Origin of the sequence: Stenotrophomonas sp. LM091 (assembly GCF_001806305.1) — a bacterium.
In the GTDB taxonomy this organism is placed as follows: Bacteria; Pseudomonadota; Gammaproteobacteria; order Xanthomonadales; family Xanthomonadaceae; genus Stenotrophomonas; species Stenotrophomonas bentonitica_A.
This window is the reverse complement of record NZ_CP017483.1, coordinates 4,274,344-4,291,211: the sequence shown is the minus strand read 5'-3', so window position 1 is coordinate 4,291,211 and position 16,868 is coordinate 4,274,344. Positions and strand designations below refer to the sequence as shown.

The window sequence follows — 16,868 nt, the reverse complement described above, 5'->3', positions numbered from 1 at the left end:
CGATCACGGCGCCCCGCCGGATGGCGTCGTCGCATTGCCCTCCTTCCAGCGCCACCGGCCGGGCAATGGCGCCTCGCCACACTGCCCAGCCACTCAGCGCCGCCTACACCGCCTCGACCTCCATCGCTGCCCCACCCCGCCGCTGCTCACGCCGGCGATGCACCCAGTAGTACAGCGTCGGCAGCACCAGCAGGGTCAGCAGCATCGCCGACAGCAGCCCACCAATCACCACCACCGCGAGTGGCTTCTGGGTCTCGGCGCCGATCGCGTGCGAGGTGGCCATCGGCAGCAAGCCAAACATCGCCAACAGCGCCGTCATCAGCACCGTGCGCAGGCGCTGCAGTGCGCCCTGCACCACGGCGTCGTAGAGCGCCATGCCCTGCTCGCGCAGCTGGCCGAACCGGGTCAGCATGATCACGCCGTTGAGCACCGCTTGCCCGAACAAGGCGATGAAGCCGATCGCCGCCGAGACCGACAGCGGAATACCGGTCAGCCACAGCGCCAGTATGCCGCCGATCATCGCCAGCGGTACGTTCGCCAGGATCAGGGCGGCACTGGTGACGTCCTTGAAGGCATCGAACAGCAGCACGAAGATGATCAGTACCGAGAGCGGCACGACCCAACCCAGACGGGCCATGGCGCGCTGCTGGTTCTCGAACTCGCCGGACCAGTCGATCCGGTAGCCCTCCGGCAGATCGATGGTCGCGTCGACCTGCCGGCGCATGTCGGCCACCACGCTGCCCATGTCGCGCCCGGCGATGAAGATGCTCACGGCTTTGACGCGCTGGGCGTTCTCACGCGAGATGTTGATCGCGCCGCTGGCCATGGTGAAGTCCGCCACATCCCCCAGCGTCACGGTCTGGCCGGAGGCCGTGCCCACCGGCACGGTGCGCAGGCGCTGCAGGTCGCGGTCGGCATCGGACAGGCGCAGGCTGATCGGGAACTGGCGCTCGCCTTCCCACAGCTGGCCGACCTCGCGGCCGCCGATGGCGGTCTCGATCACGGCATCGATGTCCTGCACGTTCAGGCCGTAGCGCGCCGCACGGTCGCGATCGATATCGATGCGCAGCTGCGGCAGGCTGCCGTCGCGGTCGATGAAGGCGCTCTCCACGCCGTCTACGTGTTTGACCTGCGCCAGGATCGCCTGGGCCTGGTCGGTCAGCACCTCCAGGTTCTCGCCGCTGACCTTGATCACCACCTGGCCTTTGATCTGCGAAATGCTCTCCAGGATGTTGTCGCGCACCGGCTGCGAGATCGAGAATTCGGGGCCGGGAATGCGCTCTTCCAGGAGGCGCTGCATCTGCGCCACCAGCTCGCGTTTGTCGATCTTCCGGGTCCACTCGGAGTCGGGCTTCAGCGCCACCAGTGCTTCGATCTGGTTGGCACCCTTGGCATCGGAGCCATCCTCCGGGCGGCCGAGCTTGGCCACCACGGTGGAGACCTCCGGGAGGGTCCGCACCAGGTCGCGGATGCGTCGGGACTGCGCCTGCGCCTCGGCCAGGCTGGTGCTGGGGTCCAGCGTGGCAGTCAGCCAGATCGAGCCCTCATCCAGCTCGGGCAGGAACTCCGAGCCCAGCCGCGTGCCCAGGGCCAGTGTCACCACCAACATCGCCACCGCGGCCAGCACGACCGCCCGGGGGCGCGCCATCGCGCCTTCCAGCCAGGGGCGGTACCAGCCGACCAGCCGGTTCATCACCGGGTTCTCGCCTTTCAGGCGCTCGCGGCGCAGCCACCAGAAACACAGCAGTGGCACCACGGTGAGCGCCAGGATCAACGCGCCGATCAGGGCAGACGTCACCGAATAGGCCATCGGTGCGAACATCCGGCCTTCCTGCCGCTGCAGGGTGAAGATCGGGATGTGCGCGGCAATGATGATCAGCATCGAGAAGAAGGTCGGCCGCCCGACCTCCGACGCCGCGGACAGCACGGTGGCCATGCGCTCACGCCTGTCGACAATGCCGGCCGGCATTGTCGACAGGCGTGAGACGATGTGCTCGGTCACGATCACCGCACCATCGATGATGATGCCGAAGTCCATCGCGCCCAACGAGAGCAGGTTGGCCGGCACGCCCCACAAGTGCAGGCCGAGGAAGGTGGACAGCAGCGCCAACGGCATCATCGCCGCCACGATCAGCGCCGCGCGGGCGTTGTAGAGGAACAGCCACAGCACCAGGAACACCAGTACCGCGCCCTCCACCAGGTTGCGGAACACCGTTTTCAGCGTGGTGGACACCAACCACGAGCGATCGTAGAACGGCTCCAGCGTGACGCCCTCGGGCAGGTGGTTGGCCTCTATCTCGGCCACGCGCGCGTGCAGCGCATCCAGCACCAGCGACGGATTCTCCCCCTTGCGCATCAGCACCATGCCGAACACGGCATCATCGTTGTCGTCCTGGCCGACCAGGCCCTGCCGGGGCAGCCCGGTGTCGACGATGCGGGCCAGGTCGCGTACCAGCACTGGCGTACCCTGTCGCTCTGCCACGACCACCGTGCCGATATCGGCGGGCGAGCGCATCAGCCCGACGCCGCGGATCAGGTACTGCTGCTGGCCGCGCTCCACGTAGCCGCCACCGGCATTGGCGCTGCCACGTTCGAGCGCCTCGGCGAACGCCTCCAGGCTGATCCCGCGATCACGCAGCCTGCCCAGGTCCGGTTCGACCTGGAACGTCCTGGCGAACCCCCCGAAGCTGACCACGTCGGCCACGCCCGGCACCGTGCGTAGACGCCGCTCCATCACCCATTCCTGCACGGTGCGCAGTTCGGTGGAACTCATGTGCGGCGCGTGCAGCACGTAGCGGTAGATCTCGCCCACCGCCGAGCTCATCGCCTCCATCTCCGGCTGCACGCCCTCGGGCAGATCCACGCCCTGGAGTCGCTCCATCACCTGGGCACGCGCGAAGTAGTCATCCGCGCCGTCGTCGAAGGTCAGGATGATCATCGACAACCCGAACTGGGTATGCGAAAACACGCGCACCGAGTGCGGAATACCCGACAGCGCCACTTCCAGCGGCATGGTGACCTCACGCTCGACCTCTTCGGCCGCGCGCCCCGGATGCAGGGTCACCACGGTGACCTGGGTATCGGAGACATCCGGGAAGGCTTCCACGGGCAGCTCGCGGAATGCCGCGAACGAGGCGCCGCTGAAGATCAGCAGCGCCAGCATGACCATCAGCGGCTGGCGCAGGCAGTACGCAATCAGGCGATCGATCATGGGGCGCCCCTGCCTGCCGCGGCAGTGCCGGCAGATCGGTCATCAGTGCCAACGTTCTGGTCCAGCACCTGTTGCAGCAGCAGACCGCCGTCCACTACCACGCGGGCCCCCGCAGGCAGCCCCTGCCCTACCCACAGGCGGCCCTGGCCCAGCTCCTCAGCCTGCACGGTGCGTCGTGCGAACTGCCCGTTGCCCTCGTCCACGAACACCACCTGCTCGCGCCCGAGCAGCAGCACCGCACCTTCCGGCACCGACACTCCACCGTCCATCGGCACGGTGATCTCGGCACGCACGTACTGCCCGGCCTTGAAGCGACGCTCGCGGTTGTCCAGTTCGGCACGCGCCTGCACCACGTGGCGCTCGGTGTCGATGTAATCATCGACGTGGCCCAGCACCCCCTGTGTGGGCTCACCGGTGCCAGGCGCCACACGCACCTTCAGACCCGGCGTGAGACGGCCGGCCAGCGCTTCGGGAACATCGATGATCAGCCACAGCCGGTCAGGATCGCTCACCACGGCCAGCGGCACCTCGGCATCGGCGGAGACGCTCATGCCGGGGCTCATCCGGCGCTCGACCAGGACCCCATCGATCGGCGAACGCAGCGGCATGCGCTGGTCGATGCCGCGGCGGCTGCCGAAGCCACGGGTCAGTGCCTGCAGCCGCGCGTGCTCGGCTTCGCTGGCGGCCAGCGCGGATTCGGCCTCGCCCAGTTCGCGGCCGGAGGCAACCCCGGCCTCATGCAGCTCACGTACCCGTGACAGTTCATTGCGCGCCTGCCGCAGCTCGGCCGCACCTCGCGCACCTTCCGCCTGCACCTGCCCGAATTCGGGGGAGGTCACCCACGCCAGGACCTGGCCTGCCTTGATCTTCTCGCCCGGCGCCGCCTCGATGCGTGCGATCTGCCCCGGCAGCGGCGAGCGCAGCATGCTTGAGCGGGTGTCATCCCAGGTGACGCGCGCCGGCAGCTGCAGCACCGACGCCGACCCATCGGTCACGGTCTCGCTGCGCAGCACCCTCAGTTGGGGGCTGTCGGCGGCAAAGTGGATCGTTGCGCCGTCCACCGTGGGCGCCGCCGCTGCTTCGGGGCCCGCATCGCGCGCGCAGCCACCCGCCAGCACAGTGGCGACGATCAAGGAAAGCAGACGGGCCGAGCCGGCTGTGCGCGAAAACGTCATGGGGTATGTCCTTCGGAAACGGAGATGGCCGCGTTCCAGCGCGCCAGGGCGGAGGCATGCGCCAGGCGCGCATCGACCAGGTCGGATTCGAATTCGCGCCAGCTGCGCCGCGCATCCAGCAGGTCGGTCAACGTGGCGGCACCGCGGCGATAGGCCAGTTCCAGACCCTCCATGCTCTTGCGCGCCGCGGGTCCCTGAAGCTGTTCGTACGCGGTGCGGCGTTGTGCGGCCGCCGCCAGTGCGTGCCGCAGCTGGTCAAGTTCAGCGGCGGCTTCGCGGCGCAGCTGTTGCCGTTCCAGCACGGCGGCGTCGTAGTCCGCCTCCGCCCGTTGCTGTTCGCCGCGCCAGCGCGTGGCGCCGCCCAGCGGCACACTCATCGACAGTCCCCATGTCACGCCGCCGATGTCGGCCGGCTCGCGCTCGGCTTCGATCCCGAACTGCACGTCGCGCCGCCGCTCGCTGCGCGCCAGGGCTCGCGCGGCATCGGCGGCGATCACCCGCGCCTCGGCCGCACGCAGGTCAACGCGCTCGTCCAGCGTGGCCATCGCAGCGGTTGCCGCCGAGGCCGGGCGTGGCCACTCGTCGTCGGCATGCAGTGCATCGTCCGCATCGCTGCCCAGCAGCAGCGCAAGGACATGCCGTGCCTCGCGCAGGCCCAGTGCGGCCTCGCGGGCGGCATCGGCCACTTTCAGATCATCCACCGCAAGCCGCGCGCGCTCGATCGGCGCCATGGCGCCGGTGGCGACCTGCCGGTCGGCAGCGGACAGGCTCTCGGCCGAGGCACGGCGATCTTCCTCGGCGATGCGGCTCAGTTCCTGTGCGGCCTTCAACCCGAAGTACGCTTCCCGCAGCGCCACCTGCTGCTGGCGGCGGCTATCGAGCAGGCCCAGCTGGGCCGCCTCGACCAGGGCATCGGCCTGGCGCATGCGCCAGCCCCGCTTGCCGCCGCGCTCCCACGTCCAGCCCAGGCCGAGCGTGGAATCCACGCGCTTGTCCTTCCAACGGCCCGGGCCGATCCCCTCCTGGCGGCTGATCTTGGAGGTGCCCACGCTCAGCTCGGGGCTGGGCCGGCGCGCGGCGCTCTGCGCATCGCCCTGCGTGCCGCGCAGTTCGATCGCAGCGGCCAGCAGGTCGGGATTGTGCTGCGCCATGACGCGCTCCGCCTCGGCCAGGGTAAGCGCGGAGACCGTGGCAGGCGCGATCAGCAATGCCGCGATCAGCGCGGCACATCGGGTGGTGGTATTCATTGCCGACACGGTAAGGTGCAGCGCTTTCGTCAAACTTTCCCGAACCTTGCGTCAACCTTGCAATGCGCATTCTGCTGATTGAAGACGACGCCGCACTGGCCGATGGCCTGGTGCGCGCCCTGACCCGCGCCGGTCACGCCTGCGACCCTCTCGCGCGCGGCCTGGCCGCGCCGTCGGCGCTGGCCAGCGTCAGCTACGACCTGGTCGTGCTGGACCTGTCACTGCCGGACATCGATGGCCTGGAGCTCCTGGCGCGGCTGCGGCAGGACGGCTTCAGCGTGCCGGTGCTGATTCTCACCGCACGCGACGGCGTGGAGGACCGCATCCGCGGCCTGGACAGCGGCGGCGATGATTACCTGGCCAAGCCATTCGCGCTCGGGGAACTTGAAGCCCGTCTGCGCGCGCTTGCGCGCCGCCAGTCCACCGCCCCCGCCCTGCGTCAGCTCGGCGCGCTGCGCTTGGACACCGGGACCCGCGAACTGCGCGTTGGCGATGAGCCGTTGGAACTCACCGCACGTGAACTCGCGCTCATGGAAATCCTGCTGCAGCAGCCGGGCCGGATCGTGGCCAAGCAGCGCCTGTTCGATGCGGTCTACAGCTGGGATCACGACGCCAGCCTGTCGGTAATCGAGGTCCACGTCAGCCGGTTGCGCCGCAAGCTGCAGGCAGCCGGCGCCAAGGTTGGCATCCGCATGCTGCGTGGCCTGGGCTATCGGCTGGAAGCCTGCGATGACTGAGGCGCCCTATAGCCTGCGTGGCGTGCTGCTGCGGCGCCTGTGGCTGCCGCTGCTGGTGCTGCTGCTGGCCAGTGCCGTGGGCTCGTTCGTATTGGCCAGGCACTACGCCGAGCAGGTTTACGACCGCTGGTTGCTGGACTCGGCCATGTCGCTGGCGCAGCTGACCGAGGTCCGCGGCGACACCGTCCACATGGAGATCTCCCCCGCCGTCTCGCGCATGTTCACCTGGGACACCGTGGACCGGATCTACGGCGAGGTAACCCGTGCCGACGGCACGCGCCTGTATGGTGCAGCCGTCCTGCCTGGCGGCACGGCGCTGCAGGCCGAAGGCGCCGACGACAGCCCGGCCCGCACTTACTACGATGCCGTGATCGATGGGCAGGACGTGCGCGTTGTGCAGGTCGCGATGACACCCCCCGGCGCTGGCGCCCCGATCCTGATCCGCGTGGCCGAGACCCGCACCAAGCGGCTGCGCCTGGAGCATCGCCTGCTGTTGGCGAGCATCCCGCTGCAGGGCACGATCCTGCTGCTGGCGGCATGGCTGGCGTGGTCGGGCACGGGCGCAGCGGCGCGGCACACCAACGGTGCCGCGCGACGGCTGGCCAGCGCGCCGCTGGATGCGCTGGCGCCACTGGATCCACGGGAGGCCGCGCCGCGCGAGCTGTGGCCGGCGGTGGATGCCTTCAACCAGCTGGTGAACCGGCTCTCGGCGATGCAGGACGCACAGCAGCGCTTCATCAGCAACGCAGCGCATCAGCTGCGCACGCCGCTGGCCGGCCTCCAGATCGAGCTGGAAAGCGCGCTGCGTGAGCAGGATCGCGCAGCACAGCGCGATGCGCTGGCCGGCCTGTTGCGTGGGCTGACCCGACTGCGCCATCTCACCCATCAGTTGCTGATCCTGAGCCGCTCCGAAGACAGCGCCGGCGCGATGCTGGCGATGCGCCCGGTGGACCTTGCCGTGCTCGCCCGCGATGAACTGGAACGGCTGATGGACCGCGCCGTGGTCGCCGGTGTCGACCTTGGCTACGAGGGCCCCGATGCCGGCGTCATGGTGATGGGCGAGCCTCAGCTGCTGCGCGAGACGATCAGCAACCTGGTCGACAACGCGCTGCGCTACGGCGCACTGGAAGGGATGATCACGGTCAGCGTGGAAACCACACGGGGCCAGACGCGCCTGAGCGTCAACGACGATGGTCCCGGCATCGATCCGTCTTTGCGCAGCCAGGTCACCGAACGGTTCTGGCGGGGCGATGCCAGCGGCGATGGGTGTGGCCTGGGCCTGGCCATCGTGGCCGAGATCGCCGAACGGCATCGGGCCACGCTGGGCATCGGCCACTCGACGCTGGGAGGCGCCCAGGTCACGCTCGCCTTTCCGTCGCGTCCTGGGTGAACGACGTTACTGCGTCCAGTACACGGCCTTGAGCGCCGCGGCCAAGCGGGATGCCGCTTCCTGCTGGCTGAAGGGTGGCGTGCGCGGCGGGTCATACACCTCCGGGCGCGTGCCGGCGACGACCAGATCGATCGCATAGCAGGCACCGTTGTGGACTGCGCGGTAGCTCTCGGCGCTGACGTAATGGCTCATGGCGGCATCACCAGCCGTGAAGTGGGTGAACGGCACGCCGCCGATATCGACCGAGGCCGATGCCGCAGGGCCCGTTGCTTCGGCCGGCGGTTCCAGGCAGGACGTGACCTGCTTTGCCTCACCACTGCGGCCGATCCGCAGCTCGCCTGCCGTGACCCGATCCGATCCCTCCAGCACCAGCGCCACCAGCGGCGTCCCCTTGCTGTCCGGCGGTGCAAACAGCTTCCAACTGGGCGAGGCCAGGTAGTCACGCTGGAAATCGAGCGCAACCCGCACCCCTGCCACCGGACCCACCGCAATGCCCGGCTTCGCTTCTTCATAGACAGGTAACGGCCGCTCGTCCGCTGCCGCGGCGGGCACTGGATCAGCGGCCTTCGCCGCGCCCGGATCGGCGCCGCTCGGCAGCGCCACGGGTGCGGCACCGCCCTCGCCCTGCGGCGAGCAGGCACACAGCAGCGCCGTCAAACCCGCCGCCATCCACCCTGCCCTGTTTCGGATCTGCGTCTGCATGAGAGGCTCCTCTGGCAATGGCCCCAGACTGCCTCGTGATCCGTGAACGACGTGCCACGCCCTGGGGCGCTCGCGTTGGTGCGGCTGCCGGCGGGCAGGGGCTCCCTCCCCCACCCGCCTGGCCCTTTCCCTCAGTAGTCGTAACTCACGCTGACCCGCAGCGAACGGGGCGCCTGACGCACGGTTGCCGCGCCATACAGCGGATCCGGCTGTCCCGGATCCAGCTCGGCGTACGGCGATTTCCACAGCGCCACCTGGCTGTTGAACACATTGAACACGTCCAGGTTGAAGCCCAGCCGACCATCGGCCACTGCCGGGCGGTAGGACACCCCCAGGTCAAGCTGCTTCAGCCACGGTAGGCGCCCCTGGCTCCCGGGAGGCGCCGGCTGGCCGTTGTAGAAGTGATACGCGATGCCGTAGCCGGATGGGTCTTCGAAGTCCGGCCCGTACGAGCCCAGCGCACTGAACGGCGAACCCGAGAGTACCTTCAGGTTGGCCGACACCAACCATTCCGGGGTGAGCTGGTAATAGCCGTGCAGCTTGAACTGGTGGGTATGGTCGTTGCTCTGTGGCCCGTTGGTGTGCTCCATCAGCTGGGCGTAGTCCCACGCCTGCGTGGTGGACACCGCCGTCTGGCCGATCCCCGAGAGCAACTGGCCTTCAGTGGTCCCGTAGCTGCGTGACCAGGTGTAGTCGCCGCGGGCATACCAGCGGCCATCGAACGGATGTTCCAGCGAGAGGTTCACCGCGTAGTAGTTGCGCTTGAACTGCGGGAAGCCCATTTCCGCGTTGCTCAGCGGAACCGTCACGTAATTGCCGCCGGTATCGACCAGGTTGAAGGTGTTGGCGCGGCCGGGATTGATCAGCCAGCAGCTGACCGGGTTGCTGTCCTTGGTTACGTTGTAGCCCAGGCTGCTGGCCTTGCCGAGCACCGCATCGATATCGCAGTAGTCGTCCACGCCGCTGCGCAGCACGCGGTAGGTCGCTTTGGCCCCGTACACCCAGTCCTGGCCGAGCGCCTTGCTGAAGCCGAGGATGAACTCATCCTGGTAGGACGGCTCGATGCCGGAGGTGGCCACGGTCTTCGCATCCGGCAGCAGGCCATAGTTGTTGTTGGCCGAAACAGGATCGGAGAACCGGGTGAGGTCTGTCGGATAGCCGTTGCTGTCGATGCCGCCGTAGGTGTAGTACGTCGAGGTGGCCAGCGTCGCGCCAGCGGCGTTGAACGCCGGGTTCAGCGGCAGCGCCAGGTAATAGCGCCCCACGTTGCCGAACACCTTGAAGCGGCCGTCACCGTCGACATCCCAGCTGAAGCCCAGGCGTGGCGCCCACTGCCCACTGGTCTGCTTGATGTACGCGTCGCCATCGCGGTTGAAATTCGTGAACTGGTCCAGGCGCAGGCCAAGATTGAGCAGCAGCCGGTCGGTGACCTGCCAGTTGTCTTCAATGTACTGCGCCCGCTGCGACGCCCGTACCGAAGCCAGCGCGCTGTAGACATACTGGCGTACGTAATAGCCGTCCTCGCCATTGCGGATGCCACCTGTCGCCGGCACGCCCAGGCCGGTATTGATCGGCACGTTCGGGTTGGACTGCCCGTAGATCCAGTAGTAGCCATCGGCCGAGGCGACCGAGCCGCGGTTCAACGCGCGGGCGTTCTGGTTGTCGATGCCGAGTGTGATGCTGTGGTCGCCCCACACGTAGTTCGCATCCAGGCGCAGGTTGTTGCTGCGGTTGCCGCGATCCGGATTGACCAGCAGCGACGTGGTCTGCGCGTTGGTGATCGGCGTGCCACCGGTCAGCGCCGGATTCTGCAGGTTGGGGCTGTTGAGGTAGGTCAGGCTGCCGTCGTAGGCCGGGTTGCCGATGTAGTCATCCGTGCGCATTTCGCCGTATTGCGCGCTGACGGTGAGCCGGTCGGTCAGATAGCCGGTGTACTTGGCCGTCCACAGGTCGCCACCGGTCTTGGTGGTGTCGTCCGTGCCACGCTGGGCGCCACGGGTGAGCGTGTCGTAGTCATAGGCGAAGATGTCGCCACGGTATACATTGCGGCTGGAGGCGCCGGTCAGCTCCAGCAGGTGATTGTCGGTGATGTTCCAATCCACCTTGGCGTACCAGCGGGGGCGCTCGTACTCGTAGCGGGAATAGGAATTCGTCGCCTCCACGTTCTTGACATCCGTGCCTTCACGGCGCTCCAGCTCGTAGGAGCCGAAGAAGAACAGCCGGTCTTCGATCAACGGGCCGCCGGCATAGATGCTCTGCGTGCTGACCCATTCGCGGTCCTTGCTCTCCGGCGCATACAGCGCGCCATCGCCGGGATAACGCACATCGTCCTTGTCAGCACGCGTGGATGCCGGCTCCCAGGTGGCCTGGCCGCCAAAGTGCCACTGATTCGTTCCCCGCTTGCCGACCGCATTGATCACGCCACCATCGGAGCGGCCGTACTTGGCGCTGTAGCCACCGGTGTAGATCTCCTGCTGGTCGATGCTTCCGTACGGCAAGGTCAGCCCGCCCAGACCGCGCAGCGGATCGGTGCTGTTGAAGCCGTTGATGTAGTAGGCGTTCTCCGCTGCGGATGAACCGCCAAAGCTGACCAGCTGGGCGCCGGTTGGGCCAGCGTAGGTGCCGTTGCCGCTGTTGCCGATCACGCCGGGTGCGAGCTGGGCGATGGCCTCGGCCGAACGGCCCAGCGGCAGCCGCTGCAGTTGCTCTGCGGTGATGACCGTACGCGAATCCACGCTGCTCACATCGATCGCGGCGGCGGCACGGTCCGCGCTGACCTGGATGCCATCCAGGCGGGTGACATCGCCGAACGATACTTCGGTACTGGTACCAACCGTCAGTGCGACGTCCTGGCGGGTCTGCAGCACCTTGCCGTCGGCGTCGCGCGCCTCGACCAAATACCGGCCGAGCGGAAGCTGGCTGATGGTATAGCGACCGCGCGCGTCGACGGTCACTTCGCGGGTGAGGCCGGTATCGCTGCGAACGAAAATACGCTGCGCCGATGGCGGCGCCTGGCCGGCGATCGCACCGGTGGTGGACTGTGCATGCAGGGTCGGGGAGGCGGTGGCTAGCAACACCGCCAACGCCAGCAATCGCGGGCGCAGGGAAGAACGAGCTGTCGTCATCGAAGGTCGTACGGGTAGTGGGGGAAGCCATGTCTGTGACCGCCTCGGGGCGGAACGGACATCGCACATTCATTAACCCCGCTCGCGCCCCAATGCAGAAATGCGCAGGCGTTATGTGGTGTTTGCCGATGGCGATATCGACAACGACGAAACCATGACACGGGTCACCGCTCAGGCAGGTTCTGCGTGGTTACGCGTAGCGGGCGCAGGTGTGCGGCGCGTGACTCATCACTGCTGGGTCTGCCGTCATGAGCAATCTGCATCAGTGTCAGCTCACCCGCGGCCGCGCGGCTTCCTACAATCGAGCCTGTCTGCTGCCCTCTCCAACTGTCTGGATGTCCTGATGCGCCTTGCTCTGTCCCTTGGTCTGCTGGGCGTGGTTGCCCTGCTGCCGGCCTGCACGCCGGCCCCCTCTCCCGCTGACGCTGCGGCGCCCGCGGCTACCGCACCGGCACCTGCGGAGATCGCCTGGCGCCATGGCGACGTCGACGACGCGTTCGCCGAGGCGCGCGACAGCGGCAAGCCCGTGCTGCTGTACTGGGGCGCGGTGTGGTGCCCGCCCTGCAACCAGCTCAAGGCCACGCTGTTCAAGGATCCGGCCTTCATCGCGCTGACCCGTCAGTACGTGCCCGTCTATCTGGATGGGGACGAGGAAGGCGCACAGGCCTGGGGCGAGCGCTTCGGCGTGCGCGGCTATCCGACCCTGATCGTGCTTGACCCGCAGCGCAACGAGCTCACCCGCCTGGCCGGTGGCAACGACAGTGAAGCCCTGACCCGCGCCCTCACCCTGGCTGCCAGCCGTCGCACCGCCGTGAGCGAGGTGCTGCAGCATGCCTTGACGGCACCACAGGATGTCAGCGCGGAGGACTGGCGCGTGCTCGGCGATTACGGCTGGGAAGTGGATGCCAATCGCCTGGCGGGCGAGCGCGATGCAGCGTCACTGCTGCAGCAACTGGCCACTGCTGCGCCCGAACCGGCGCTGCAGCGGCGGTTCGCGTTGCTGGCGCTCGGTGCAGGCAAGCCGGCCAACGCGCCGACCGCCGCGCAGCGCGACAGCACCCGCGCCCTGCTGGATGCCGTTCTCGCCTCCCCTGCGGAAGTGCGGGCCAATCGGGACCTGCTGGGCTATCAGGGCCCTGCCCTGGTGGCCGGCGCCAGTGCCACCCCGGACCAGGCCCAGCAACTGGGAACACAGCTGCTGGGCGCGCTGGATGCCGCCGATCATGCCCTCGGCAACAAAGCCGATGCGCGGCTCGGCACCGTCATCACCGAGCTTGCCCTGCAGCGCCAGCAGCATCCCGACCAGGACATTCCAGCGGCACTGAAGGCCAAGGCGCAGCAGCGTGTCGCGGCCGCCGATGCCGCCGCGACCACACCACACGAACGCCAGGCCACGATCAGTACCGCCGTCTATGTACTCCGCCAGATCAAGGACGATGCCGCGGCCGAGAAGCTCCTGCTGGCCGAGCTGGACCGCAGCCAGACACCCTATTACTACATGCCCGAACTGGCCGAACTGGCTGAAGAGCGTGGCGACAAGGCCTCTGCCATCTCCTGGCTGCACAAGGCCTACCAGGGTGCGCAGGGACCGGCCACGCGCGTACAGTGGGGCGTTCTCTACGTTGAGGGGCTGCTGCGCTTGAGCCCGGACGATGCGCCGGCGATCGAGACGGCCGCCACCGAGGTCATCGCCGATCTGGCTGCCCAGCCAGCCGGCTACCACCAGCGCACCCGCCAGCGGTTTGAACGGTTGGGCAGTGCGTTGCAGGCGTGGGGCCGCGACCATCACGGCGCGGAAAGCCTGGCCCGGCTGCAGGCACGGATGACCGAAACCTGCGCGAAGGCCGCCAGCTCGACCGACAGCAGCGCAGGCTGCGAGCGGTGGCTGAAAAGCTGACCCGGCAGGTCAACCCTTCGTGAGGAGCAAGGCGCCGCCCGTCGTTGGGCGGCGACCTCCAACGAGAGCATCAGCGGCGCGGATGCGCCAGCGCAAAGTCCAGGCCGGCGCATACCGCCGCGACCTGCGCATCGTTGCATTCCTGCGGCGACGTCCGCGGGCTGTCCGGGTAGACCTCGGTGGTGGTGGCGTACAGCGCGTCGGTGAAGCCAGCGCAGGCGCCGATCGAACGCGATTCGCCCCAGACCACGCCCGGCGACTGCAGCGGCATGCCGATCAGCTCGCCATTGGCATCGGCCGGGGCGATGTGCGTGATCTTCTCCACTGCGGCGATCAACGCCTGCTGGAACGCCGGCTGGGGATCTTCGCTGTTGCCGATCACGTAGAAGCCATCGGGAATGATGTCCGGCACCAGGGCGATGCCATCGCGGGCGCAGCGCGCCGGATCGAACTCATGCAGGTCGCTGTCGGTCGTTTCGTGCAGGTCCAGGTGCACCAGCAGGTCATCGCCACGCGCGGCCATCCAGCGCATCAGCGACGCCGCTTCTTCGATCTGGCCATCACCACGGAAGCTGCGGTTGGGATCGATCGCATCGGGATTCCAGCGCTGGATGCGCTCATAGCCCCACGGGCTGACGCAGGGCGCCACGATCAGATTGATACGGCCTGCATACGCCTCGGCGTTCTGATCCAGGAACTGCAGCGCGCCATGCACGCCGCTGGTTTCGTAGCCGTGCACGCCACCGGTCACCAGCGCGGTCGGCAGTGCCGGATCCCACTCATGGCTGACCACCGCAAACAGCGGGTAATGATCCGGCGCGTAGTCCAGCTGCCCGTACTGCACCACATCGAAACGCTCGCCCAGGCGCTCGAGCGCGGCCACGACATCGTCGTGGTAGCTGCGCTGGCGCTGCTGGGCTGCGCGCCACCGGGCGCGTTCGGCGTCACCCCAGGGCTGGCCCGGCGTGCCGATGGGATAGAAATGCGTATTGCTCATGGTGGTACTCCAAGGATGTCATCCGGTCGCCGGACAGCTCACGCCGTCAGCGACACTGCACTGGATATTCTATCTGTGGCCGTGTGCATCCGGCTGTGCGGACTCCCAACGCTGACAGGTAAAGGGAGCCGGTTGCCCGGCTCCCTTTCCGTTCCGCTTTGGCCGTCAGGCCGTCTGCGCCGCTTCATACCCGTTCAAGCGCATGTCGCTGGACGCGCGCCCCTGGGTCAGCGAGCGCAGCGACGTGGTATAGCCACCAAGCCGCGCCAGCGGGGCATAACCCAGCACCTCGGCCTGCCCATCCTGGTCCTCGATCGAGGCCACCCGCCCACTGCGGCGGTTGAGGTCGCCAACCACATCGCCGACGTTGCCCGACGGTGCACGGATGGCGATCTCCATCACCGGTTCCAGCAGCTGCGTGCCCGCCTGGGCCAGCGCCGCTTTCACCGCTTCACTGCCGGCGCGATGGAAGGCCATGTCCGAGGAGTCCTTGACGTGGGTCTGTCCGTCCACCAGCGTCACCTCGACACCGACCACCGGATGCCCCAGCGGACCTTCGCCCAGTGCGGCACGCACGCCCTTCTCCACCGCATTGACGAAGCCACGCGGAATCGCGCCGCCCACGGTGCGATCGACGAAGGTCACCTCGCCATCCTCGCGCGGGGTGAGGTCGATCAACACCTGGGCGAACTGGCCCTGGCCACCGGTCTGCTTGGCGACCTTGCCTTCCACCCGCTGCACGGCGCGCTTCGGCGTTTCCTGGTAGGCCACGCGCGGCTCGCCGGTGCGGATGTTGACGCCCCACTCCGTGCGCAGGCGCTCGACCATGACCTCCAGATGCAGTTCGCCCATGCCCCAGATCAGGGTTTCACCGCTGTCCGCATCGGTCTCGACGCGGAACGACGGATCCTCCTGCGCCAGGCTGGCCAGGCCTTGGCTGATGCGGATCAGGTCGGACGCCTTTTCCGCGGTCAACCGCCACGCCAGCACGGCCTGCTGCGCCTGGATCGTATCGAGCAGCAGCGGGCGCGAGGGCGCACTCAGCGTTTCACCGCTGACCGCATCCTTCCAGCCCAGCACCGCCACGATGTCACCGGCCACGGCCTGCTTGATGTCGTGGGTCTGGTCGGCCTGCACCCGCACCAGGCGGCTGACGCGTCGCCCGTGTACGTGCTGCGAGCTGGCCAGTGCGTCGCCCACCTTCAGCGTGCCCGAGTACACCCGCACGAAGCTCAGCGCACCGTGGTTCTGGTGCGTGATCTTGAACAGCAGCGCCGCGAGCGGGCCATCCGGGTCGGGCGGCAGCCGCACGTCGGTGCCGTTCTCCGTGGCGACCACCGCTGGCCGATCCACTGGCGAAGGCAGATAGTCGACCACCGCATCCAGCAGCGTCTCCACGCCCTTGCTCTTGAACGCCGAGCCTGCCAGTACCGGCACGCCCGCACCCGCCAGCGCGCCGCGACGGATCGCCGCGCGCAGTTGTGCGTTGTCGATCGCCTCGCCTTCCAGCCAGGCCTGTGCCAGCACGTCATCGGCATCGGCCACGGCTTCGATCAGGGCCTCGCGCTGCGGCAGCCACTGGGCAGCCTCATCGGCCGTCCAGGCGTGACGCAAGGCGCCGCCCTTGTCGTCCCACTGCACGGTGCTGCGGTCAACCAGGTCCACCCAGCCGCTGAACTGGCTTTCGGTGCCGATCGGTACGCCCAGCGCCCACGGGGTGGCGCGCAGCTTCTCGCGCAGCTGCGTGAGCACGCGCTCGAAGGAGGCACCGGTGCGGTCCATCTTGTTGACGAAGGCGATCAGCGGCACCCCGTGGCGACGCGCCTGGCGCCAGACCGATTCGGACTGGGGCTGCACGCCGTCCACGGCGGAGAACACCGCCACCGCGCCGTCGAGCACGCGCAGGGAACGTTCCACTTCGATCGCGAAATCGATATGGCCCGGGGTGTCGATCAGGGTCAGGTGATGGATCGGCTCATCGCGTGGCGCCCAATGCGCCTGCACGGCGGCTGCGCCGATGGTGATGCCGCGGTCGCGCTCGATCGCCGAAAAATCGGTGGTCGCCGCGCCGTCGTGGACTTCGCCGACGCGATGGATCTCGCCGGTTTTCCACAGCAGGCGTTCGGTGAGCGTGGTCTTGCCGGCGTCGATGTGGGCAATGATGCCGAGGTTGCGCCGGAGGGAAAGGGTCTGGTGCGGGGTATGGGTGTTCATGGAATGGGTCTCGCTGCCAACATCAAGGAGCCGCACGCCGCCGTTGGCTAACGGGCGTGCGGCCAGGTTTGGGGCTCGGCGATCTGGTGCATGGCACGTTCTCCTTCAAACAGTTCTGGTACGTGGAAACGAAAAGAGCGCCCGGTGGGCGCTCTGCTTGGGGTCCAGGGTGG

At 68.0% G+C, this 16,868-nt stretch carries 10 protein-coding genes; 3 read left to right on the top strand and 7 right to left on the bottom strand.

The features are described from left to right. Positions 1–103 precede the first annotated feature (103 nt). The 3 genes from BIZ42_RS19045 to BIZ42_RS19035 are packed head-to-tail and all read right to left on the bottom strand — an operon-like array spanning position 104 to position 5,633. Complete coding sequence (locus tag BIZ42_RS19045; protein WP_070427378.1) at positions 104–3,211, bottom strand: CusA/CzcA family heavy metal efflux RND transporter; 3,108 nt, start codon at positions 3,209–3,211, stop codon at positions 104–106. Next, positions 3,208–4,386, bottom strand: coding sequence for an efflux RND transporter periplasmic adaptor subunit (locus BIZ42_RS19040; protein WP_070427377.1), 1,179 nt, complete (start codon positions 4,384–4,386; stop codon positions 3,208–3,210). The genes BIZ42_RS19045 and BIZ42_RS19040 overlap by 4 nt, the downstream gene beginning before the upstream one ends. After that, positions 4,383–5,633: a TolC family protein gene (locus tag BIZ42_RS19035; protein ID WP_070427376.1), complete on the bottom strand. Its 1,251-nt coding sequence runs from the start codon at positions 5,631–5,633 to the stop codon at positions 4,383–4,385. The genes BIZ42_RS19040 and BIZ42_RS19035 overlap by 4 nt, the downstream gene beginning before the upstream one ends. Before the next feature lie 62 nt (positions 5,634–5,695). Between BIZ42_RS19035 and BIZ42_RS19030 the strand changes: the two genes are divergently transcribed. Together BIZ42_RS19030 and BIZ42_RS19025 are read left to right on the top strand one after the other, a co-directional pair. After that, positions 5,696–6,370 carry a response regulator gene (locus BIZ42_RS19030; protein WP_070427375.1) on the top strand — a complete coding sequence of 225 codons (675 nt, stop codon included), beginning with the start codon at positions 5,696–5,698 and terminating at the stop codon, positions 6,368–6,370. Next, the gene (locus tag BIZ42_RS19025; RefSeq protein WP_070427374.1) at positions 6,363–7,760 is read left to right on the top strand and encodes a sensor histidine kinase; all 1,398 of its coding nucleotides are present in this window, start codon (positions 6,363–6,365) and stop codon (positions 7,758–7,760) included. The genes BIZ42_RS19030 and BIZ42_RS19025 overlap by 8 nt, the downstream gene beginning before the upstream one ends. A gap of 6 nt (positions 7,761–7,766) precedes the next feature. Here BIZ42_RS19025 and BIZ42_RS19020 read toward each other — a convergent pair whose 3' ends face one another. Together BIZ42_RS19020 and BIZ42_RS19015 are read right to left on the bottom strand one after the other, a co-directional pair. Next, entirely contained in the window at positions 7,767–8,462 is a 696-nt protein-coding gene (locus BIZ42_RS19020; protein ID WP_156785786.1) for a hypothetical protein, read from the bottom strand. A 131-nt stretch (positions 8,463–8,593) separates the two neighbouring features. After that, positions 8,594–11,587, bottom strand: coding sequence for a TonB-dependent receptor (locus BIZ42_RS19015; RefSeq protein ID WP_070427372.1), 2,994 nt, complete (start codon positions 11,585–11,587; stop codon positions 8,594–8,596). A gap of 343 nt (positions 11,588–11,930) precedes the next feature. On the opposite strand from BIZ42_RS19015, the gene BIZ42_RS19010 reads away from it, so the two are divergent. Continuing rightward, positions 11,931–13,484: a thioredoxin family protein gene (locus BIZ42_RS19010; protein WP_070427371.1), complete on the top strand. Its 1,554-nt coding sequence runs from the start codon at positions 11,931–11,933 to the stop codon at positions 13,482–13,484. 70 nt (positions 13,485–13,554) lie between these two features. Here BIZ42_RS19010 and BIZ42_RS19005 read toward each other — a convergent pair whose 3' ends face one another. Next, the gene (locus tag BIZ42_RS19005) at positions 13,555–14,481 is read right to left on the bottom strand and encodes a M14 family metallocarboxypeptidase (RefSeq protein ID WP_070427370.1); all 927 of its coding nucleotides are present in this window, start codon (positions 14,479–14,481) and stop codon (positions 13,555–13,557) included. Positions 14,482–14,646: 165 nt separating this feature from the next. After that, a complete protein-coding gene (fusA, locus tag BIZ42_RS19000; RefSeq protein WP_070427369.1) occupies positions 14,647–16,695 on the bottom strand; it encodes an elongation factor G in 2,049 nt (682 codons plus the stop codon). Positions 16,696–16,868: the final 173 nt, after the last annotated feature.